The 21797-nt window shown below is 40.3% G+C and carries 18 protein-coding genes; 10 read left to right on the top strand and 8 right to left on the bottom strand.

Translation table 11 applies throughout. The annotated features are described in order from the left end of the window. Positions 1 to 117 precede the first annotated feature (117 nt). A complete protein-coding gene (locus K7X70_RS15575; protein WP_255607298.1) occupies positions 118 to 1347 on the bottom strand; it encodes a BaiN/RdsA family NAD(P)/FAD-dependent oxidoreductase in 1230 nt (409 codons plus the stop codon). A gap of 17 nt (positions 1348 to 1364) precedes the next feature. On the opposite strand from K7X70_RS15575, the gene K7X70_RS15570 reads away from it, so the two are divergent. Together K7X70_RS15570 and purE are read left to right on the top strand one after the other, a co-directional pair. Continuing rightward, positions 1365 to 2504: a 5-(carboxyamino)imidazole ribonucleotide synthase gene (locus tag K7X70_RS15570; RefSeq protein WP_222537926.1), complete on the top strand. Its 1140-nt coding sequence runs from the start codon at positions 1365 to 1367 to the stop codon at positions 2502 to 2504. Then, positions 2504 to 2998 carry a 5-(carboxyamino)imidazole ribonucleotide mutase gene (gene purE, locus K7X70_RS15565; RefSeq protein WP_222537925.1) on the top strand — a complete coding sequence of 165 codons (495 nt, stop codon included), beginning with the start codon at positions 2504 to 2506 and terminating at the stop codon, positions 2996 to 2998. The genes K7X70_RS15570 and purE overlap by 1 nt, the downstream gene beginning before the upstream one ends. Positions 2999 to 3035: 37 nt before the next feature. Here purE and K7X70_RS15560 read toward each other — a convergent pair whose 3' ends face one another. After that, complete coding sequence (locus K7X70_RS15560; protein ID WP_062547941.1) at positions 3036 to 3599, bottom strand: YqgE/AlgH family protein; 564 nt, start codon at positions 3597 to 3599, stop codon at positions 3036 to 3038. Between the two features lie 49 nt (positions 3600 to 3648). Here K7X70_RS15560 and pdxH point away from each other — a divergent pair, with 49 nt between their 5' ends. Genes pdxH through K7X70_RS15540 form a run of 4 tightly spaced genes read left to right on the top strand, consistent with a single transcriptional unit; the run spans position 3649 to position 7834 of the window. Next, positions 3649 to 4299 (top strand): pyridoxamine 5'-phosphate oxidase, encoded by a 651-nt coding sequence (gene pdxH, locus K7X70_RS15555; protein ID WP_222537924.1) that lies wholly within the window; start codon positions 3649 to 3651, stop codon positions 4297 to 4299. 23 nt (positions 4300 to 4322) lie between these two features. Next, positions 4323 to 5213 (top strand): 3-hydroxybutyryl-CoA dehydrogenase, encoded by an 891-nt coding sequence (locus K7X70_RS15550; protein ID WP_222537923.1) that lies wholly within the window; start codon positions 4323 to 4325, stop codon positions 5211 to 5213. 35 nt (positions 5214 to 5248) lie between these two features. After that, the gene (gene ruvB, locus K7X70_RS15545) at positions 5249 to 6271 is read left to right on the top strand and encodes a Holliday junction branch migration DNA helicase RuvB (protein ID WP_222537922.1); all 1023 of its coding nucleotides are present in this window, start codon (positions 5249 to 5251) and stop codon (positions 6269 to 6271) included. A 54-nt stretch (positions 6272 to 6325) separates the two neighbouring features. Further along, positions 6326 to 7834, top strand: coding sequence for a carbon-nitrogen hydrolase family protein (locus K7X70_RS15540; protein WP_222537921.1), 1509 nt, complete (start codon positions 6326 to 6328; stop codon positions 7832 to 7834). A gap of 75 nt (positions 7835 to 7909) precedes the next feature. Here K7X70_RS15540 and K7X70_RS15535 read toward each other — a convergent pair whose 3' ends face one another. Then, entirely contained in the window at positions 7910 to 8116 is a 207-nt protein-coding gene (locus K7X70_RS15535; protein WP_222537920.1) for a hypothetical protein, read from the bottom strand. A 79-nt stretch (positions 8117 to 8195) separates the two neighbouring features. On the opposite strand from K7X70_RS15535, the gene queG reads away from it, so the two are divergent. Next, positions 8196 to 9134, top strand: coding sequence for a tRNA epoxyqueuosine(34) reductase QueG (gene queG / locus K7X70_RS15530; RefSeq protein ID WP_222537919.1), 939 nt, complete (start codon positions 8196 to 8198; stop codon positions 9132 to 9134). Between the two features lie 65 nt (positions 9135 to 9199). Here the strand turns inward: queG and K7X70_RS15525 are convergent, their stop codons facing one another. Together K7X70_RS15525 and K7X70_RS15520 are read right to left on the bottom strand one after the other, a co-directional pair. After that, positions 9200 to 11068, bottom strand: a complete 1869-nt coding sequence (locus K7X70_RS15525; RefSeq protein ID WP_255607297.1) for a M1 family metallopeptidase — start codon at positions 11066 to 11068, stop codon at positions 9200 to 9202. A gap of 83 nt (positions 11069 to 11151) precedes the next feature. Beyond that, positions 11152 to 12147, bottom strand: coding sequence for a 3'-5' exonuclease (locus K7X70_RS15520; RefSeq protein ID WP_222537918.1), 996 nt, complete (start codon positions 12145 to 12147; stop codon positions 11152 to 11154). 240 nt (positions 12148 to 12387) lie between these two features. Here K7X70_RS15520 and K7X70_RS15515 point away from each other — a divergent pair, with 240 nt between their 5' ends. Next, the gene (locus K7X70_RS15515; RefSeq protein WP_222537917.1) at positions 12388 to 14361 is read left to right on the top strand and encodes a DUF3858 domain-containing protein; all 1974 of its coding nucleotides are present in this window, start codon (positions 12388 to 12390) and stop codon (positions 14359 to 14361) included. Continuing rightward, positions 14361 to 16259, top strand: coding sequence for a transglutaminase family protein (locus K7X70_RS15510; protein WP_222537916.1), 1899 nt, complete (start codon positions 14361 to 14363; stop codon positions 16257 to 16259). Before K7X70_RS15515 ends, K7X70_RS15510 begins: the two co-directional genes overlap by 1 nt. 190 nt (positions 16260 to 16449) lie before the next feature. Here the strand turns inward: K7X70_RS15510 and K7X70_RS15505 are convergent, their stop codons facing one another. After that, positions 16450 to 16917, bottom strand: a complete 468-nt coding sequence (locus K7X70_RS15505) for a hypothetical protein (protein WP_222537915.1) — start codon at positions 16915 to 16917, stop codon at positions 16450 to 16452. 203 nt (positions 16918 to 17120) lie between these two features. Here K7X70_RS15505 and K7X70_RS15500 point away from each other — a divergent pair, with 203 nt between their 5' ends. Next, positions 17121 to 19301, top strand: a complete 2181-nt coding sequence (locus K7X70_RS15500; RefSeq protein ID WP_222537914.1) for a bifunctional alpha,alpha-trehalose-phosphate synthase (UDP-forming)/trehalose-phosphatase — start codon at positions 17121 to 17123, stop codon at positions 19299 to 19301. A 51-nt stretch (positions 19302 to 19352) separates the two neighbouring features. On the opposite strand, the gene K7X70_RS15495 is transcribed toward K7X70_RS15500, so the two are convergent. Together K7X70_RS15495 and K7X70_RS15490 are read right to left on the bottom strand one after the other, a co-directional pair. Further along, the gene (locus K7X70_RS15495) at positions 19353 to 21137 is read right to left on the bottom strand and encodes a glycoside hydrolase family 15 protein (protein WP_222537913.1); all 1785 of its coding nucleotides are present in this window, start codon (positions 21135 to 21137) and stop codon (positions 19353 to 19355) included. A 143-nt stretch (positions 21138 to 21280) separates the two neighbouring features. Further along, positions 21281 to 21796, bottom strand: coding sequence for a C40 family peptidase (locus K7X70_RS15490; RefSeq protein WP_222537912.1), 516 nt, complete (start codon positions 21794 to 21796; stop codon positions 21281 to 21283). Position 21797: the final 1 nt, after the last annotated feature.

Raw genomic sequence — 21797 nt, 5'->3', positions numbered from 1 at the left:
ATGCTTTCTTTACTCGAATTATTATTGTTAATCCTTGAGTTCATCTGTGGATTGCCCAATTCTGATTCTCGAAAACGGAGATATTAATTCTCTTGATTTCTGTAAACGGCAGAGGTATTATATATTCTGTGCAATCACATAACCATTTGCCCAGGCCCATTGGAAATTATATCCGCCAAGCCATCCGGTTACATCTACACACTCCCCGCCAAAATATAATCCTGGAATGCTTTTACACTCCAATGTTTTCGACGACAACTCATTCGTATCAATGCCGCCCCTCATCACTTCCGCTTTATCATAACCTTTATCACCAGCTGGTTTTACCTTGAAAAAATGAATCTTCTGCTGAATCGTTTCTAATTCCGTTTTCGTCAAAGCTGCCACCTGCTTCTCTACAGGAAGGAATTTGCCCATCGCTTCGGTAAATTTCTTTGGATAATAGCGGTTAAGCAAAGTAGAAAGCAATAGCTTCCCATTAAACTTCCGTTCTTTCTCGATCAATTCTAAGATCGATTGTTTTGGCAGCAAGTCGATATTGATCGACTCCCCTCTTCTCCAGTACGAAGAAATCTGTAAGATCGCCGGACCGCTTAAGCCCCAATGCGTAAACAAAATATTCTCCTCAAAAGAGATCCGGTCATTGCTGACTTCACTGAATACAGAGTTTCCAGATAAAGCCGCATACCAGTCCTCATCTTTCCCCGTAATCGTCAATGGTACCAATGCAGGAGCCGTCTCTATGATATTCAGCCCATGCTTCCTCGCAAATCGCAAGGCGAAATCTGTAGCACCCATTTTTGGAATTGGCAAGCCACCGGTAGCAATCACCAGTTTCGGTGCTTTCAAAGTTTTCGATTTATTTCCTTTATCAAAGCTCACCGAAAAACCATCGGCCGTTTGTTCGATGTCCGTCACCTGTGCATCACAAATAATCTGCTGACCAAAATCACTGCAAATCTCTGTAAAGGCAGCCACAATATCTTTTGCATTCTTCCCATCAGGAAAAAGTTGCCCTAAAGTTTTTTCTTTTCCGCTGATGCCGTAAGTCTCAAAAAAACTGATCGTATCCTCAACTGTCCACTGTGTAAAAGCCGATTTTGAGAAGTGTTTGTTGTTAGAAATAAACTGTTCATCACTGGCAAACAGGTTGGTATAGTTACACCTACCCCCACCGGAGATCAAAATCTTTGCGCCTGGTTTATCGCTTTTTTCCAACAATATTACTCGCTTTCCCAAATAGCCCGCTTGTACCGCACACATTAATCCGCATGCTCCAGCACCAATAATTATAGCATCTGCCTCCATCAATCCGTTTATATTGTTATTTTTGTGCAAAATAAGCATAACTTTTTCATATCGATATGGCAAAACAAATAAGTGATTTAAAATTAGGCATATTAGGTGGCGGTCAATTGGGCAGGATGTTGATCCAGGAAGCCATCAATTATAATTTAACCACTTTAATTTTAGATCCGGATACAGACGCTCCATGTAAACACCTCGCAAACTATTTTGAATGTGGTTCTATCACTGATTTCGACACCGTTTACAACTTCGGCAAGAAAGCAGACATCATTACTATTGAAATAGAAAAGGTAAATATTGAAGCGCTGGAACAACTGGAAAAAGAAGGAAAACTAGTGTACCCACAATCTAGGGTGATCCGTCTAATTCAGGACAAAGGTGTTCAAAAACAATTCTTTAAAGAAAACAACATCCCTACTGCACCTTTCCAATTGGTGAATACCAAAGAAGACATGCGCAATAGCAACGTTCCATTCCCTTACATACTGAAACAGCGTAAAGATGGTTATGACGGTAAAGGAGTAATGAAAATAAACAACCTGGCAGACATCGACAATGCTTTCGATGCCCCATGTTTAATCGAAGAACTGGTAGATTTTGAAAAAGAAATCGCTGTCATCGTTTCCAGAAACCCTAACGGCGATATGAAGACCTTCCCAATGGTGGAAATGGAATTCAATGCCGAAGCAAACCTGGTAGAATTTCTGATTTCTCCATCTACTTATCCGGAAGCAATTCAGGAAAGAGCAGAAATTATTGCAAAAAACATTGCGACTTCCTTAAACATCACTGGTTTATTGGCAGTAGAAATGTTTGTGACCAGATCAGGAGAAATTTTGGTCAATGAATTGGCGCCACGTCCACACAATAGCGGACACCAAACCATCGAAGGAAACTACGTTTCTCAGTTTAACCAGCATTTACGTGCGATTTTCAACCTTCCTCTGGGAGATACCCGCGCTACAAACAATGCGGTGATGATCAACCTTTTGGGAGAGAAAAACCACAATGGCGTAGCCAAATACAAAGGATTAGAAAAAGTAATGGCCATAGATGGCGTTTACGTTCACCTTTATGGTAAAAAATATACCAAACCTTTCCGCAAAATGGGACACATCACGATTGTAGATCAAAACCGCGAGAAAGCAATTGAAAAAGCCAATTACATCAAAGAAACACTAAAAGTTATTTCCTAATGAGCATACAAGTAGGTATTATAATGGGCAGCAAGTCTGACCTTCATATCATGAAAGACGCAGCCGATGTCATGAAAGAATTCGGTATCCAATTTGAAATGACCGTTGTGTCGGCTCACCGTACACCTGAAAAAATGTTCGAATATGCGAAAGATGCAGCATCAAGAGGCTTAAAAGTGATCATCGCCGGTGCAGGTGGTGCAGCACATTTACCTGGTATGGTGGCTTCGATCACTACCCTGCCTGTAATTGGTGTGCCTGTAAAATCATCTAATTCAATTGATGGCTGGGATTCTATCCTTTCTATCCTTCAAATGCCAAATGGTATTCCTGTGGCTACCGTAGCATTAAACGCAGCTAAGAATGCAGGTTTATTGGCTGTGCAGATCTTAGCGACTGCAAATCCGGACCTTTCTGCAAAAATGCAACAGTATAAAGATGATTTAAAGAAAAAAATTGAAGAAAGCGCAATCGATCTTGAAAATTACGCCTAAAATAGCATAAGATCGGATCCATCAGATCCGATTTCAATTAATTCAGATTAGGGTTCTGAGGGAAATTACTGACATGGGCGTATTTAGGTCCGAGGTTAATGATCACTTCCTTCCACAACTCCTCTTCATTGTTAGAGAATACCAAATCAGCATCAAACTGGTCGGATACAATCCAGGTATTCTCTTTCATTTCTTCTTCCAGCTGTTCTCCAGACCATCCAGAATAGCCAATAAAAAACTTAATATCTTCCGGTTTAATGTGGTGACTGTTCACCAGCACCTTTAAAGCCTCAAAATTGCCACCCCAGTAAATCCCTTTTGCAATTTCCTCTCCATCTGTTAACAGATTCGCACAACGGTGAATGAAATGAATCGTATCTACCGCCACCGGTCCGCCCAGAAACACGGGAAAATCACCTCCTGTAAAATCAGGCACCAGATCACTCAGCAACAAAGAACTTTTATGGTTTAAAATAAAACCAACCGTTCCCTCTTCCTGATGTTCCGTCATAAAAACTACAGAACGTTTAAAGTTAGGGTCCATTAAAAATGGCTCCGAAATTAATAATTTACCTGCTGATGGCGCTAATCGACTTAACATTTCGGAAATTTAGCGATAATATTAAATAAACTAAAACCTATTTTTGTACATGGAGCTGAATAAACAAAATCTACAAGACCTAAGACAGGAATATCGCTCAGCAGAACTGGCCGAAACTGATGTGGAAAGCAATCCCATCCTGCAATTCAAGAAATGGTTTACCGAAGCGGTAGACGCCAAATTATTTGAACCAAATGTGATGACCCTCGCGACGGCAAATGCCAGCGGAAAACCCTCCGCACGCATTCTCCTGCTCAAAGGTTTCGACGAAGATGGCTTTGTCTTCTTTACCAATTACAACAGTGATAAAGGAAAAGACCTGGCTGAAAACCCACAAGCTTCTTTAGTATTCTTCTGGCCGGAGCTGGAAAGACAAGTACGCATTGACGGTTTAGTGAACAAAATCGCAGCAGCAGATTCTACAGATTATTTTCATTCACGCCCGATAGGCAGCCAGATTGGAGCCACAGCCTCTCCACAAAGCAGTGTAATCCCAAACAGAGAAGTATTGGAAGAAAAGGTGAAACAATTAACCGCTGAATTTGAAGGTCAGGAAATCCCTCGTCCGCTGCATTGGGGAGGATATTTACTCAGCCCAACGCATATTGAATTCTGGCAGGGCCGCCCAAGTCGACTTCACGACCGAATAAATTACCATTTGGTGGAAGGTTCATGGATTATCAATAGATTAGCGCCATAACTTATTACCTTAAAGAAACATAAATGAAGAACATCGCAGTGATTGGCTCAGGAACAATGGGCAATGGAATCGCGCATACTTTTGCGCAGTTTGGTTATCAGGTAAACTTAATTGATGTCAACAATGAGGCTTTAGAACGTGCCATCGGGACGATTGTTAAGAATCTGGATCGCCAGGTGGCTAAAGGTACCCTTACGGAAGCCGACAAAGCTAATACCCTTAAAAACATCGTTAATTTCACAGATATGAAGGCTGGCGTTGCCGATGCTGACCTGATCGTGGAAGCCGCTACAGAAAACCTGGACCTTAAGCTGAAAATCTTTAAAGACCTCGACAGTTTTGCCAAACCAGCAGCGATACTGGCCAGCAATACTTCTTCTATTTCTATTACTAAAATAGCTTCAGTAACCAATCGCGGCGATAAAGTCATTGGTATGCATTTCATGAATCCTGTTCCAGTGATGAAACTGGTTGAAGTGATCAGAGGATACGCGACCAGCAATGAAACCACTGCGATAGTAATGGAATTGTCGACTAAACTGGCCAAAACGCCTGTGGAAGTGAATGACTATCCGGGCTTTGTAGCCAACCGTATTTTAATGCCTATGATCAATGAAGCGATCTATACGCTATATGAAAGTGTAGCTGGCGTTGCCGAAATTGATACGGTAATGAAACTGGGAATGGCACATCCAATGGGACCACTTCAACTGGCAGATTTTATCGGCCTTGATGTTTGTCTGGCGATATTAAACGTGCTGCATGATGGTTTTGGAAACCCTAAATATGCACCATGCCCACTATTGGTCAATATGGTGACCGCCGGAAATAAAGGAGTGAAATCCGGAGAAGGCTTTTACAACTATTCAAATGGCATAAAAGATGCCGTTGTGGCTAATAAATTTAGTAAATAATATCAATTTTAAGCCTTTTATACTAACTTTACCCCATGAACGAGAATCTGGACCCGAACGCTGAAAGTTTAACCCCTATTGAACGCGATATTGAAAAAGTATTGCGTCCGCAGGCATTTGAAGACTTTACAGGACAGGAAAAGATCATGGAGAACTTAAAGATCTTTGTAGAGGCTGCAAAGTTACGCGGAGAACCTTTAGACCATGTTTTATTACATGGTCCTCCGGGACTTGGCAAAACCACGCTCTCCTATATCATTGCCAACGAGATGGGTGTAGGGATTAAAGTTACCTCAGGCCCTGTGTTGGATAAACCTGGCGACCTTGCCGGCTTATTAACTGGTCTTGACGAAGGTGATATTCTCTTCATCGATGAGATTCACAGGCTGAGCCCATTGGTAGAAGAATACCTATACTCTGCAATGGAGGATTTCAAAATCGATATCATGCTAGAAAGTGGCCCCAATGCCCGTTCCGTACAAATCAGCCTCAACCCTTTCACTTTAGTAGGTGCCACTACCCGTTCCGGACTCCTTACCGCGCCGCTAAGAGCAAGGTTTGGGATCAACTCCCGTCTGGCTTATTATGACGCGAAGTTATTGACTACCATCGTCCTGCGCTCTTCAGACATTCTAAAAACACCAATCACCGAAGAAGGCGCTTATGAGATTGCACGCCGCAGCAGGGGAACACCTCGTATTGCCAATGCTTTACTCAGACGTACCCGTGATTTTGCGCAAATTAAGGGCAATGGACAGATTGACACCGCCATTTCCAGATATGCACTAAAGGCCTTAAACGTAGATGAACACGGACTGGACGAAATGGACAATAGAATCCTGGTAACCATTATCGACAAGTTTAAAGGTGGTCCGGTAGGGTTAAAAACCATTGCCACTGCCGTAGGTGAAGACGAAGGTACCATTGAAGAAGTTTATGAACCGTTCTTAATTCAAGAAGGCTTCCTGATGCGTACTTCACGTGGAAGAGAGGTGACAGAGGCTGCTTATAAGCACCTGAAAAAGAACTTTCCAGGACATACCGGTCAACTATTTTAGTCGATTAACCGCTTTAGGCATCATTTCTGTGTTGATCTCCTAAACTTTAGGTATATGAACATAGAATTAAGAAAACTAACTTTAGCAGACTATAATGATTTAAAGGAATCCATGAGCCAGGCCTACGATACATTAGGCGGACAGATATGGAGCAAAGCCAGCATCGAAAGATTGCTTAAACTATTCCCTGAAGGTCAGCTCTGTATCTCTGTAGATGATAAAGTAGTGGCGTGTTCCTTATCTATTATTGTAGATTACGACGAATATGGCGATAAACATACATACAAAAATATTACCGGCGACTATTCCTTTTCTACACACGATAGAGAAGGCGATGTACTGTATGGCATAGAGATTTTTGTACATCCAGAATACCGTGGACTAAGATTAGGACGTAGGTTATATGAAGCCAGAAAAGAACTTTGCGAAACTTTAAACCTGAAAAGCATTGTTGCAGGTGGCAGAATTCCAAACTACCACCAATACGCAGATACTTTAACCCCCAGACAATATATCGATAAGGTAAAAGCAAAAGAGATTTTCGACCCTACCCTTACCTTCCAGCTTTCTAATGATTTTCACGTTAGAAAAGTATTGAAAAACTACCTTCCAGGAGATCATGAATCCAAAGATTATGCAACGCTTTTAGAATGGAATAACATTTACTATAGAGGTGTGGATGCTTCTGCACGTTCTGCAAAAACGATTAGAATCGGATTGGTGCAGTGGCAAATGCGTTTATTCCCAGATATTGAAGGCTTTTATGAGCAGGTGAAATTCTTTGTGGATGCAGTAAGCGGATACCAGTCGGACTTTATCATGTTCCCTGAATTCTTTAACACGCCATTACTGGAACCTTATAACGCCCTTCCAGAAATGGAGGCCATGCGCAAATTAGCAGAATTTACCGAAGAGATTGTAGCTAGAATGCAGGAATATGCCGTATCCTATAATGTAAATATAGTATCCGGAAGTATGCCGGTATTAGAGAATAACAAACTCTACAATGTGACTTACTTGTGCCATAGAAGCGGAAAAACAGATGAATTTAGAAAGATTCACATTACCCCAAATGAGCAGAAATACTATGGAATGGTAGGTGGTGATAAAATCCAGGTTTTTGATACCGACTGTGGTAAAGTAGGAATTCTAATCTGTTATGATGTGGAATTCCCGGAACTGAGCAGAATTTATGCCGATCAGGGCATGCAGATCCTGTTTGTACCCTTCCTTACGGATACTCAAAACGGTTACACCAGGGTAAGAAGATGTGCACAGGCAAGGGCGATAGAAAACGAATGTTATGTGGCTATTGCAGGTTGTGTGGGTAATTTACCTAAGGTAAACAATATGGACATCCAGTTTGCGCAATCTGCGGTATTTACACCATCAGATTTCGCTTTCCCAACCAATGCAGTAAAAGCAGAAACAACACCGAATACAGAAATGATGTTGGTAGTGGATGTGGATCTTCACTTATTAGATGAAATTCATCACTTTGGAACAGTAAGAATCCTGAAAGATCGACGTAAGGATCTTTACGAAGTGCGTTTACTTAAATAGTAAACAAGCCTGAAATTAGCTGCATGCTCTTATTAAAAGCTCAGCGTAGCACCATAACTATTTATGGTTTTGGTGCTACTTAAAAAACAGCCAGTAAATGAGTAATGCAATAATCAATACCGGAATAATCCATTTTAGCGCAACCGCTGCGCCATTCTCATCATATTCATCCACTGCCTTGCGAGGAGGTCCGGGATCATCCTGGTGCTTCGAGTAATCTGTTTCTATGGGCTTATGTGGTTTTAGTGGCTCTTGGCCATTCTCATCATTTTGATTTTCCATTGTATTCATAGATTTGGTCTATATTAATAACACTGCATCTTTTAAAAGGTTTTATTGGTAAATCCTATCTTTGTATCAGATGTTGAACAATGCGGCAAGATATAGTGCGTTAATTAAAGCGGAAGCCCTCCGACTAGGTTTCATGCAATGCGGCATTGCCAAAGCAGGTTTTCTGGAGGAAGAAGCACCAAGATTGGAAAATTGGCTCAAAAAAGAGTACCATGGAGAGATGAATTATATGGAAAATCATTTCGACAAAAGGTTGGATCCAAGGCTATTGGTAGATGATGCCAAATCTGTCATTTCCCTGACGCTCAACTATTACCCAGAAAGTCAGCAGCAAGATCCTGAAGCACCAAAAATATCAAAATATGCTTATGGCATGGATTACCATCTGGTGATCAAAGAGAAACTATTTCAATTACTGAACTTTATCTCGGAGGAAATCGGCGAGGTGTCTGGTCGTGCTTTTGTAGATTCAGCTCCCGTTTTAGATCGTGCCTGGGCAAAACGTGCCGGTATTGGCTGGGTCGGAAAAAACAGCAACCTCATCAATAAAAAAAGTGGCTCTTTCTTTTTTCTCGCTGAGCTGATCGTAGACCTGGAGCTGGAATATGACCAGCCTTTTCAAACAGACCATTGCGGTACCTGTACAAAATGTATTGATGCCTGCCCTACCGATGCCATCTTATCCCCTTTTATTATTGATGCAAAAAAATGTATTTCTTACCTCACCATAGAACTCAGAGAAGAAATCCCGAAATCATTTAATGATAAAATGGAAAACTGGATGTTTGGCTGTGATATATGTCAGGATGTATGCCCCTGGAACAGATTTTCTACGCCTCATACTGAACCTCAGTTCCAAGCCAATCAGACTTTACTGAACATGAAAAAAGAAGATTGGATGGACATTACTGAGGATGTATTCAAGACGATATTTAAGAATTCTGCCGTAAAACGTACAAAATTTAAAGGCTTAACCCGGAATATAGATTTTATAAAAAAAACCAACTAAAATGCTCAAAAAAAGCACCATTAGAAAATGGTGCTTTTTTATTGAATAAATTATAATTACACTGATTAAAGACGCAGCATATTATCCGATTTATCTTTATCTGGCACATGAGCACTGCCCAACTCCACTTTCTCCAGTTTCTTAGCTGTCTTTAGTTTAATCGTTACCTGAGCAGCTTCCTTTTCCCATATTCCAATACTTTTATGAAGATCTTCAGTCGTATCATCATCATAAGTGAATTTTAAATCAATTGGCAAAGGTTTATTGCTCTTATTCTTGATGGTAATCTCATAGCCATCCGCTACTTTATCGGCACGTTCAATAGCCATATCTGTCACTCCTTCTTCAAAAAACCAGCGTTTCCAGAACCAATTCAGGTTTTTCCCGGAACCCTCGTTCATGCTGTTGAAGAAATCATATGGCATCGGATGTTTTCCATTCCACAATTTAATATAATGGTGCAGGGCTTTGAGAAACAATTCGTCTCCCAGGTAATCCTTCACAAATAAATAACCCAGTCCTGGTTTTGGATAAGAATTAGTGAATGTTCCTGAACCTTTAAGTTCTGTAGTTAAAGTCACAATCGGGGTATCATCTTTTGTACCTGAAGTCATTCCTGTAGGTGCAATCCCATATTCATCCACCATTGTGGTGTCGATCATTGGTCCAATCAGCCATTCTCCGATGGTTGCCCAACCTTCATCCATCCAGGCATACTTGGTTTCATTGATGCCCATATAAAAAGGGAACATGGTATGAAAAATTTCATGAACTGTAAGTGTGATGGCATCCTGTCTTTTTGCTACCGGATTATCGTTCACCATCATTGGGTATTCCATCTGGTCTAATCCATCAAAAATCGTTTCGTGTGCATATGGAAAAGGCCATTTTGGAAAAGTATAACTCATTGCATGTACCGTCTGACGGGCGAAATCGATCACTTCATAGTAATCTTTATGAATAGGATTAAAAGCCGCATCTACCCTTGTTCTTCTACCCGTTTTAGGATCAACCACCAAACTGGTCGACTTCCACAGGTAATGATCACTGGTGGCAAACACAAAATCCGTCACATTTTTAGCGTCAAATTTCCAGGTATTGTAAGCTTGATCTGCAGTCACTGCTTTATTGGCTAAGTCCTGGTCATTGATTACATCTATAACCGCATCTTCTTTTTCCGCTTTCGCCAAACGTGCTGCAATCTCTTTATGCAGCACTTGTTTTGAGTTCATTAAATCACCTGTTGCCCAAACCACATAGTTTTTCGGAACGGTAATCTCCCCCTTGAAATTACAGAAGTCATTGTAAAACTCCACATCTCCGGTATAAGAATATTTATTCCAGCCTTCAATATCGTCATACACTGCAATCCGAGGGAAGAAATAGGCTACAAAATGAGAACCTTCATCGACTTGTCCGGTGCGCATGTGAGAACCTTTGTTCAAATCATATTGATAACTGATTTTTAGCTTAATAGATTTTCCTGGTGCCAGGGCAGCAATACTAGCCTGCATATTAGTCCCATCGATAGTAATCGCTTTCTTATCCAGCTGATGACCATCCGCCTGCATGGCTAAAATATCTACCCCATCATTTAAGTCGCGGCTATTAAATTTAGTATTGCGCTCCACCCCTTTTTTATACAGATTTGGGTACAGTTTAAACCACAATTGTTTTAAGGTATCCGGACTATTGTTATGATAAACAACTTCTACCTCTCCTTTTAACGCTCTCGTTCCCGGATTAAAGTTCACCTTTAAATCATAATTGGCGGTATTCTGCCAATATTTAGGACCTGGTTTTCCAGAAACATCCCTGGTTCCTTTAGTGTAAGCTGCCTGAATTTCCGGCGGGATTGGTAAACTTTGCTGCGCAGTGGCTACAACAGACCATCCGATAGAAAGGATAAAGAACGAAATTCTTTTGATCATCATATAAATGTTGTTTTAACAAAAAAGAGGTTGCCTAAAGTTTTCTTAACTTCCGGGCAGCCTCTTTTTCTTCTTTTGGGTTTTCTTTATTTACCGAATTTCATTTTCAGTTGTTCCAGCATGTCATTAGTTACTTCAACTGCTGGTTTCGGCTTTTTTTGTTGTGGTGCTGATGCTGCAGCTGCAGGTTTAACTACATTGCTTGCTCCAGAATTTACAGCTGGCTTAGGCTTATTCACCACCGTCTGCTGTTGTTTTTCCTGTTTCAGCTGTTCCTTTTTCTTGTTCCATCTGGCCCAGATCTCTTCTAACTTTTTCTTGGTATATAAAGGAAAATCTCCTTGTCTCATCCAGGCATAATAACTTGGCTCAGTATCAAAAACCTGTTCTACAGTTTTACCTTTATGCTTGCCGAAGTTAAAAGTCTCTTGTCCTTGCTCATTGAATACCATTCTGCCAGCAAAATCTACTGGTTTGTTCATATTTGTAAAAGTATGCAGCGCATCTACATCATTCTGAACCGGTTTAGAGATATTCCCTTGTTTATCTTCAAACTCAGTATCCTTATAACGCTCAATCTGCGCAAGCAATACATGGTAAGTAGCGGTAATATCTGCTTCAGCAGAGTGTGCATTTACGATATCTTTATCGCAATAAAATTTATATGCAGCACGCAAGGTGCGTTGTTCCATTTGGTGAAAAACATTCTGTACGTCAACAAACTTTCTGTCAGACATATCAAAATCTACTCCTGCTCTTAAAAACTCTTCCAGTAATACCGGAATGTCAAATCTGTTGGAATTGTAACCTGCAAGATCAGCATCTCCAATAAACTCAGCCAGTTCAGCGGCTACCTCTTTAAAGGTTGGTTCGTTGGCAATATCCTTATCATAAATCCCATGAATCAGGGAAGAAGCTAAAGGAATTGGCATTTCAGGATTGATGCGCATCGTTTTGATCTGCTCCGTACCATCGGGCATCGCTTTTAAAATGGCAATTTCAACAATGCGATCTGCACCTACATTAACACCTGTAGTTTCCAGATCAAAAAAAGCAAGAGGGCGGTTTAAATTTAATTTCATTCGTATATGTTGCTATTTTTAAAGGTTTGAATCCTAAAGAATCCTTTCTTAACGCTTTGGTAGCGCTTCAAAAGTCGTAAAAATCATCCATTAAACCTGAACTTATTTAGTAATGTACTAAATACCATGGCAATGAATTCCATTCTAAGAAAGTAAAGTAGAATCCTTAATCTAATTAACGTCAAAAATTCTTTTTTAGCTTAAAGTAACTTAACTTGCTCGTTCAAATTACACGCTCTTATGAAATACCTTTTATGCTGTGCCTTTCTACTCCTGGCTGCACTCCCTACTTACGCTCAGGACTTTCCTTTTGCAGCCATTACACATGAAGACATTGCGCTGAAAAACACCGTTATTGATTCCAATGCAAATGCGATTGTCCTACGGGAATTTGGTACTGCTGCTATAGAAGAAGACGCTGGAGGAGGCAGGCTTGTTGTCGCTTACCGTTACCATGTACGCCTGAAAATATTTAATAAGCAAGGCTATGAACAAGCAAACATCAGCATCCCGCAGCACATTTACAACGATGTGCCAGATCAGGTATCTGAGCTAAAAGCAGTCACCATTAACTTCATTGATGGTCAGTTCAAACAAAGCCAGCTGGATCTAAAAAAAGTATTTAACGAAAAAGTCAGTAAGTACTCCGCCAATACCAAATTCACGCTGCCCAATATCATGGACGGCAGTATCATTGAATATAGCTATACCGTACACATTCCTTATATTTTCAACTTTAAAAGCTGGAACTTTCAAACTGATATCCCAAAATTACACAGTCAGTATATTGCCTCCATACCTGCTTTATACAATTACAATGTGGTACTTAGAGGCGCTTTAAAACTCAAAGACACAAAAGCAGAAATCAGTAAAGAATGTCTGAGAATCAATGGTACCCAGATTGATTGCTCAAAGATGACCTATACTATGGAAAACATTCCTGCCTTTATAGAAGAGGAACACATGACTGCGCCCACCAATTTTATCTCCGCCATCTATTTTGAGCTTTCTGATTACGTGTTGTTAACAGGAGGAAAAGTCAATGTTACGAAAACCTGGAAAAATGTAGACAATGAGTTGACTTCCGATCGATCTTTTGGCGCACAGATGAAAAAGAAAGATGCTTTCAAAGAATTAATGCCTGAGATTCTAAAGCACACTACAGATGATCTTTCAAAAGCGCAGGCCATCTATAATTACATCGCGAAAAACATAAAATCTAACGGATATATTGGCATATACAGCGAAACTGCTGTAAAAAAAGCATTAGAAAGCCATTCTGGAAATACCGGAGATATCAATCTGGCTTTAATTTCTGCACTCAGCGCTGCAGATCTCGATGCGGAAGCCCTCATTTTATCTACCCGAAATAATGGTGAGCTGAACAAGATATTTCCTGTCATCAGTAATTTCAACTATGTAGTCGTTAAATTAAATATTGGAGAGAAAAGTTATTTATTAGATGCTTCAGTCCCTCTTTTACCTTTTGGCATGCTTCCATTACACTGTATGAACGGACAAGGAAGGGTCATTAACTTGAAAAAGCCATCCTACTGGTACGACATCAGCTCTGGCCAAAAAGATTATATCCGGTATAATTTCACAGCCACATTAACAAAAGATGGAAAGATAAAAGGAGAACTCCTTACTTATTCTACCGGCTACTCCGCATTACAAAAAAGAAAAGCAATTGAAGCTGCAGGTACCATTGCTGAATATGTAGAGAAACTAGATGAAAAAATGCCAAAGATTAGCATTACCAACCATGAGATCATTAATGTAGATAGCCTTAACCTAACATTGATAGAGAAATATGAATTGCTGATCAATTCTCAGGAAAGCGATGGCCTATCCCAAATTTTCTTTAATCCCTTCTTCATTGACCGGACCAGCAAAAATCCTTTCAACCTCAGTGAAAGAAATTATCCGGTAGATTTAGGTGCCGCTTCCGAGCGTCGTGTCACGATCATATTAAATGTCCCTGATGATTTCAGCCTGGCAGATCAGCCAAAAGACATGAGCATTGGCTTGCCTGATAACGGAGGCCGTTACCTGACCAGCACTAACTTTTCTGATCATGTCATTAGCTTTAGCCAATTCTTGCAGCTCAATAAACCAATTTATGATCCTTCGGAATACTTCTCTTTAAAAGAGTTTTATAGTCAGATAATTCAAAATCAAAAAACGGATATTATCCTTAAAAAAGCAAAATAATGAAGCAGCTGTTCCTAATCTTATTGACGCTATTGACAGGTATATCCGGTTTTTCCCAATCCAGCTATTCCGTAGATAAAATACCTGCGAACCTAAAAATCAACGCCAACTCCGTGATCCGTGATATGGAAACGACCGTGGAAATGAAAGGTATAGACCAGGTAATGATGAGCGTTAAAAAGGTGGTTACCGTATGGAATAAAAATGGAGATGCTAAAGCAGAATTGGCTTTACATTACGATAAAAGCACGACAATTCAACGTATAAAAGGCCAAATGCTCGATGCCTTTGGAGCGCTGGCTTATAAATTTACACAAAGTGATTTCAGCGATGAAAGTGCCGTAAGCAATGGAAGTTTATATGTGGATTACCGGGTCAAGTATTATGTTCCGCGTGTACTCAGCTATCCTTATACGATTGTTTATGAATATGAATTGAAAAACAAACAAAACCTCATTCTTCCGGATTGGTACCCTAACCCATATCCTGATCAATCCTTAGAAAATAGTAAATATCATTTTATAACTAAGCCTGAGGAGGAAATCCGAATCAAAGAAAACAATTACCCAGGAAAGGTGGAAGTAATCAGTACCGAGAAAACAAAAACCTATACCTGGCAGCTCAGTAATAAGTCTGCGATGAAAAAGGAACCCTTTGCGCCCGACCCTGACAATTACAAAGTATCAGTTAAGATTGCCGCAAAACAATTCAGTTATTATGGCTATAAAGGCAGCTATCAAAATTGGGAAGAATTGGGAAAATGGGTTTATGATGACCTGATTAAAAACAGGCAGCAGCTCCCGGAAGCCACTATTCAGGAAGTAAAAAGACTGGTTACTGGTATTAATGACGACCGTGAAAAAGCGAAAAAAATCTATGAATATGTCCAGAAGAAAACAAGATACATTAGTGTACAAATAGGAATTGGCGGTTTTCAGCCGATGCCCGCAGCAGAAGTACAGCAATTGGCCTATGGAGATTGTAAAGCATTAGTCAACTATACACAGACCCTGTTAAAGAGTGTGGGTATTCCTTCTTTGTATTGTGTGGTAAATGCTGGAAGTACTAGAAAAGATATAGACCTCGATTTTGCAAGTATGGACCAGGGCAACCATATCATTTTAGCAGTTCCACTAAAAACGGATACCGTCTGGTTAGAATGTACCAGCTCAGAAAGTCCCTTCGGCTTTCTTGGTGATTTCACAGAAGACAGAACGGTCTTCGCCTGTACACCAGATGGCGGTAAAATACTGCGGACACCCAAACTGACAACCGACATGAATCGATTGCTCAGAAAGGCAACTCTTGATATTGATAGCCTTGGAAATATAAAGGGCAACCTGAAAACTATTTATAGCGGTGCTCAATACGACAATGACAACAACTTAATCGGCCTACCCCTATCCGAACAACTTAAGCTGTTAAAAGGCAGTTACGATATAGACAATATCAGTTTCAGTGATTTTAAACTCAGTCAGGATAAAAGCGCTGCCCCCAGCACCACAGCATCCTTTAATTTTGACATCCAGAAATATGCAGCTAGAAACAATCAGCTTTTTTATCTGGAAATCAACCTATTTAATAAATCCAATATTATTCCAGAAGTAAAAAACAGGACCTTAAAAGTTTACGTCAATAGAGGGTATACGGATGAAGATGAACTAACTTACCTTCTTCCTAAAGGTTTTAAATTAGAAGCCTTGCCAAAAAACAAACAGATCAATTCTGCATTTGGCAGTTATAACGCAACGATTCTACTAGAAGGAAGAACCCTGATTTACAAAAGGAAAATGGTCCTTAAAGACGGAACATATCCAGCTGAACAATACCAGGAATTCAGCACTTTTATAAATGATATCAATGCGGCTGATCATAATAGAGTGGTTTATAAGTTATAGCCACATTAGCTGATTGATAACACCACTAGCTGAGAATAAGTATTCCTAAGGCAATCCCTATAATCATAATCAGGTACATCAGGATCTCTGTAGTCGCAAACTTTTTGTATTTTTTCCAAAAGGACTCTTCTTGTTTTGGCATCGGCATCATGGTTTCTCAGGATTAATCAGCAAATATAGGCTGATCATTCTATTTTTTAGGGATAATTATTGTGTTCTCAAAAATCCCTTCATCACCTGTAACCACGTTGATCTTAGAAACCCCGACTGTTAAATAGTCGACCTTAGTGTCCATCCTGTCAAAACCTGCAGATAAATTGACCTGCAGCACGGTCATCTTTTCTTCCATAATTTCCAGCTGCCCGGATACATTCACCTGCATCCGATTGACCTTCCGATCTATGGTTTCCAGACTTGCCACGGAATTTCCTTTCATCATATTTAGCTTAACCTCTAAAGATTCTATTTTTGTGCTTAAACGAATTTCCAACTGATCTACCCGATCTTCCAACCGATCTAGGCGCTCCTGTACTAAAACCAAATTCCTGTTTATTTCATCAAAACCTTTAACCATAAAAACTTGTAATTCCTGAATTGTGCGCAAAATTTCTGGAATTGCAGCTTCTAATGCTGTGACTCTGTCTGCTATAGCTTTCATAAGATCTCTATTCTATTGAATACAATGATACACAATTAACCAAAATAATCTTTAAAGAAACTATTTTTATCTTAAGAATATTAAAAAAATACGTGTTTTTACACCAAATAAGAAAGCTAACCACGTATAAAACCCGCTTCAAAATACTCAATAGTTAAAAAAAGCAAAACAAAACATAATAAAATGCGTTGTTATTTAGTATAATGATAAGAGAAAGTAAAACCATCATCATCTCCAACCGGCTACCGGTCAAAATAACAGAAGAAAACGGCGTTTATCAACTTAGTCCCAGCGAAGGCGGCCTTGCTACCGGCCTCGGCTCCATTTATAAAGAAGGCAACAACATTTGGATCGGCTGGCCAGGCATAGAAGTCCCTGAGGAAAGACAAGCAGAGGTGACCGAAAAACTGGCAGAATTAAACCTCATTCCAGTCTTTTTAACCACCGAAGATATCAACGGATATTACGAGGGATTTTCTAATGAGATTTTATGGCCAGTATTTCATTACCTGGTTACCTATGCAAATTTCGAGCAATCCTATTGGGATTCCTATCAGACGGTAAATGAGAAATTCAAACAGGTAATTACTCAGCACCTTTCCAGTGGCGATAAGATCTGGATTCAGGATTACCAACTATTATTACTACCCAATTTAATACGGGAAGAACTGCCTTTATTGACAATTGGGTTCTTCCAGCACATCCCATTCCCTTCCTTTGAAATCTTCAGGCTCATCCCATGGAGGGAAGAAATCATCGCTGGGATGCTCGGGGCAGACCTTCTAGGCTTCCATACCTTTGATGATGCCAGACATTTCATCAGTGCAGCCTCCCGCTTGTCGTCCAGCAATCCTTCCGACAATATCCTGAACTACAAGAACCGACAGGTCGTAGTTGAAGCATTTCCAATGGGAATCGATAATGAAAAATTTGACCAGCTGACCAGAGATGCTAAAGTGGCGAAATTCACCGTTTCCATTAAAAATAACCTGAAAAACATAAAAACAATCCTGACCATAGATCGTCTCGATTACAGCAAAGGTATTTTACAAAGGCTGCAGGCTTTAGAGCTTTTATTGCAGACTCATCCAGAATACATTGGAAAACTAGCGCTCTATATGATTGTAGTCCCATCCAGGGATACCGTGCCAAAATATAAGGAATTGAAAGACCAGATCGATCAGTTGGTGGGCAATATCAATGCAAAATTCAGAACCATCAACTGGGTACCTGTGCATTATTTTTACCGCTCATTTTCTATTGAATTCCTTTCCGCCATCTATAGTGCTGCAGACATCTGTCTGGTTACGCCAATGCGCGACGGCATGAACCTGGTAAGCAAGGAATATGTCGCTTCCAGGGTAAATGAAGATGGCGTATTGATCTTAAGCGAAATGGCCGGCGCCTCAAAAGAGCTGAATGATGCCCTGATTGTAAATCCAAATAACATTGGAGACCTGGTTGAAACCATCATTCAGGCCATTAATATGCCTTTAGAAGAGCAACAAAGTAGAATGAAAAGTATGCGGGCAATCGTCAGCAAATTCAACATACACCTCTGGGTGAAAAACTTTATGGATAAATTAAAAGAAGTCAAAACGATGCAGGAATCATTACATACCAAACACGCGGTGGCATCGATTAAAAATCAAATTACAAATGATTATAAAAATGCGACAGACAGGTATATCTTTCTAGATTACGACGGAACATTGGTTGGCTTTAATGCCGATATCAACAAAGCTTCCCCTGATGAAGAGTTGTATGAAATTCTAAAAAAACTGGCAATGGATCCTGCAAACCAGGTCATCATTATCAGTGGCCGTAATTACCAAACCTTAGAACAGTGGTTTGGACATTTAGATGTGGATATGATTGCAGAACATGGCGCATGGCAAAAATACAAGCATACCGATTGGAAACCCCTCCCATTACTCACAGATAAATGGAAACAAGAGATCAAACTGGTTCTGGATACCTACACCGACCGTACCCCCGGATCATTTATTGAAGAGAAAAGTTACTCCCTGGTTTGGCATTACCGAAAAGTAGAAGAAGGCTTAGGAGCCCTCAGAGCCAACGAAATCATCAACCACCTTCGTATGGTCATTGCCGACAAAGGATTACAGATGATGCCGGGAAACAAGGTTATAGAGTTCAAGAACATTGAGGTGAATAAAGGGAAGGCCGCACAAAATTGGCTTTACGGGCAAAATCCTGATTTTATCCTGGCCCTTGGAGATGACCATACCGATGAGGATATTTTTAAAGCGCTCCCAGAAGAAGCCTACACCATTAAAGTCGGCAGCAATATCTCCGCAGCAAGCTACTATCTGAAAGATTTTAGAGAAGTTAGAGCACTGCTGCAAGAACTCATCCAATAAAAAAATGCGCTGGTCCAATAAAAGGACCAGCGCATTTAATATAAAACCTGCTTATAAAAAAGAAGGTCTGTCTAGCTTTACTGCAATTCTATGTGCGGCATTCATCAAACCTACATGACTATAAGCTTGTGGAAAATTCCCCCACTGCCCGCCATCAACTTCATCTACATCCTCGCTAAATAGCAACAAATGATTGGAATATTTAATGATGGACTCGAACTCCCTGATCGCATCATCGAGTCTGCCTACACAGGCCAGGGCTTCTACATACCAAAACGCGCAAATTAAGAAGGTAGTTTTCGGCTTACCGAAATCATCCGTATGAATGTATCGATAAAACAACCCATTTGCGCCTTTAAGTTCCGCTTCTAAAGCGCTCAGATGATCCTTCGCTCTTTGCGAATTCGGATCCAGATAATTCATTAAAATCAACTGCAAAGTACTGGAATCCAAATAAGGGCTGCCCACCGCATGGGTATACACCTTGCGTACAGGATCATAACAATCCTCAATGTGCTGCGCTGCTTTGTCGATTAATAGCTGCGCACGTTTTTGCAAAGGCTTATCGTCAATGGTTTTCGCCATTTTCAATGCGGCATTTGCCCCTGCCCATTGGAACAGATTGGTGTAACAATGGGTATTCGGGAGATTTCTGAATTCCCAGATTCCGGCATCCTTTTCATCAATAGTATGCTCAATCTTTTTCAATAGCGCATCCAGCCATTTTTCTGAATCCTTTCTTTCTGAATAAATAAAACGTTTATCTGTATACAGGGGTAGCATAGAAATCAATACCTGTCCATAAATGTCATTTTGAATGTGTTCAAAAGCCTGATTTCCAATTCTGATGGGCGTATTTCCTAAATATCCTTTCAAATCAGGAACGATATGTTCGGTCAAAACCCGTTCTCCGGCAATACCGAATAGGGGCTGATAACGTTCTTCATCCCTAAAAGAAAGATCGGTGATGTAATTAAAATACCTTTCCATTTCTTCAAAATGGCCGATATGATTTAAAGAAGTGATCACATAATAGGTATCCCTCATCCAGCAATAGCGATAATCCCAGTTTCTTCCACTGCCTTGTGATTCCGGCAAACTGGTGGTACTAGCGGCGATGATCGCACCTGTATCTTCATACTGATGGATTTTTAAAGTCAATGCGGAACGGATAATATAATTCTGATAAAATCCTACGATCGTAGAGTGCTTGATCCAGGTGCGCCAATATTTCTTTGTTTCCAATAAAAAACGCTCTGCAGTGCTGATGATGGGCGCATCCAGTTCATTCCCATAGGTTAAGATCAGGTACTTTGTCTCATTCAAAGCAAAATACTTCTCATCTTCAATATAGCTCAGGGAGATATTGGTACTCAGCTGCATATCCTCTGTATCCCCGCTAAACTCAAGATGGTTACTTCCTCTGCTTATATTCTGTTTCCTTCCTCCGTATTCACAGACCGGCTTACAGGTTACCTTTATCCTTGGGTTCCCTGTTAAAGGCTCTATCTTCCTGATCAACATCAGCGGTTTAAAATAGCGTTCAAACTGATGAAAACGCGGAGCAAAATCGGTAACGCGATAACTGCCTTCCTCATTGCTGATTTCGGTACAAATGATATTCGTATTTTCCAGATAATACTGTTTTGATAAGTACTCACCGGCCGGGAGTATCGAAAATTCACCACCTTTTTCCTGGTCCAATAAACCACCAAAAACAAAGCTGCTGTCAAACCTAGGCCAGCACAGCCAGTCGATATTGGTGTTCTTATTCACATGGGCGAGGTAAGCGCAATTTCCTATGATTCCGGTTTGATAAGTGTGTCTCTCTGTCATATATGATTACAATTGATGTAATATAACAACAGGAGTTTCCTGTTTTTGTTCCTGTCTATTCCTAAACCAACAGACTAACAGTTAATTACAAAAAAAAATAAGCCAGCCTGATAAAGAAAAGGACATCTGCAAAAAAGGAAATGCTAGTTTTTGATAGATCCTGCTTTAACCATTGCTTTTTGATAAGCAGGCATACTCAAATCGTCTATAATCACACCTCGGGTAGTAGAAGCATGCACAAAGAAATTGTCTTTCAGGTAAACGCCTACATGGTCTACAGCTCTACCGCCGAATGAGAAAAATATCAGATCGCCTTCTTTCAGCTGCCCCATACTTTTCGTCCTGATCACAGCGGCCTGGTCGCTGGACCTTCTTGGCAGTTCATTGCCATAGATATTTTTTTGCAGCAGCAAAGCGAAGCCAGAGCAATCGATTCCCCGTTTATCTAATCCACCTAAACGATACCTTACCCCTGTCCAGTCGTTGATAAAACGGTACAAAGGTTTGCTTTTCAGCTGAGACATCACCACCGCAGCTCTCGCGGCAGCTGTATTTACATTGGTATTTTTCCTGGTACTACAGGCAGAAAAAACGAGCAACACCATTAAGAACAGCAACAACTTAAATCTTCCTTTAAGAGCGGTCTGATTAATGGTCATA

The organism is Pedobacter polysacchareus (assembly GCF_019802255.1).
Classification (GTDB): Bacteria; Bacteroidota; Bacteroidia; order Sphingobacteriales; family Sphingobacteriaceae; genus Pedobacter; species Pedobacter polysacchareus.
The sequence above is the reverse complement of the archived record's forward strand: the minus strand, read 5'-3'. Positions and strand labels throughout refer to the sequence as shown.

Excerpts from the sequence above, each read along its gene's own strand:
- K7X70_RS15510 (WP_222537916.1), top strand. The coding sequence starts at position 14,361 with ATGAAGCAGCTGTTCCTAATCTTATTGACGCTATTGACAGGTATATCC.
- ruvB (WP_222537922.1), top strand. The coding sequence starts at position 5,249 with ATGAACGAGAATCTGGACCCGAACGCTGAAAGTTTAACCCCTATTGAA.
- K7X70_RS15550 (WP_222537923.1), top strand. The coding sequence starts at position 4,323 with ATGAAGAACATCGCAGTGATTGGCTCAGGAACAATGGGCAATGGAATC.
- K7X70_RS15520 (WP_222537918.1), bottom strand. The coding sequence starts at position 12,147 with ATGAAATTAAATTTAAACCGCCCTCTTGCTTTTTTTGATCTGGAAACT.
- K7X70_RS15525 (WP_255607297.1), bottom strand. The coding sequence starts at position 11,068 with ATGATGATCAAAAGAATTTCGTTCTTTATCCTTTCTATCGGATGGTCT.
- pdxH (WP_222537924.1), top strand. The coding sequence starts at position 3,649 with ATGGAGCTGAATAAACAAAATCTACAAGACCTAAGACAGGAATATCGC.
- queG (WP_222537919.1), top strand. The coding sequence starts at position 8,196 with ATGTTGAACAATGCGGCAAGATATAGTGCGTTAATTAAAGCGGAAGCC.
- K7X70_RS15560 (WP_062547941.1), bottom strand. The coding sequence starts at position 3,599 with ATGTTAAGTCGATTAGCGCCATCAGCAGGTAAATTATTAATTTCGGAG.
- K7X70_RS15500 (WP_222537914.1), top strand. The coding sequence starts at position 17,121 with ATGATAAGAGAAAGTAAAACCATCATCATCTCCAACCGGCTACCGGTC.
- K7X70_RS15490 (WP_222537912.1), bottom strand. The coding sequence starts at position 21,796 with ATGACCATTAATCAGACCGCTCTTAAAGGAAGATTTAAGTTGTTGCTG.
- K7X70_RS15570 (WP_222537926.1), top strand. The coding sequence starts at position 1,365 with ATGGCAAAACAAATAAGTGATTTAAAATTAGGCATATTAGGTGGCGGT.
- K7X70_RS15540 (WP_222537921.1), top strand. The coding sequence starts at position 6,326 with ATGAACATAGAATTAAGAAAACTAACTTTAGCAGACTATAATGATTTA.
- K7X70_RS15495 (WP_222537913.1), bottom strand. The coding sequence starts at position 21,137 with ATGACAGAGAGACACACTTATCAAACCGGAATCATAGGAAATTGCGCT.
- K7X70_RS15515 (WP_222537917.1), top strand. The coding sequence starts at position 12,388 with ATGAAATACCTTTTATGCTGTGCCTTTCTACTCCTGGCTGCACTCCCT.
- K7X70_RS15535 (WP_222537920.1), bottom strand. The coding sequence starts at position 8,116 with ATGGAAAATCAAAATGATGAGAATGGCCAAGAGCCACTAAAACCACAT.
- purE (WP_222537925.1), top strand. The coding sequence starts at position 2,504 with ATGAGCATACAAGTAGGTATTATAATGGGCAGCAAGTCTGACCTTCAT.
- K7X70_RS15575 (WP_255607298.1), bottom strand. The coding sequence starts at position 1,347 with ATGCTTATTTTGCACAAAAATAACAATATAAACGGATTGATGGAGGCA.
- K7X70_RS15505 (WP_222537915.1), bottom strand. The coding sequence starts at position 16,917 with ATGAAAGCTATAGCAGACAGAGTCACAGCATTAGAAGCTGCAATTCCA.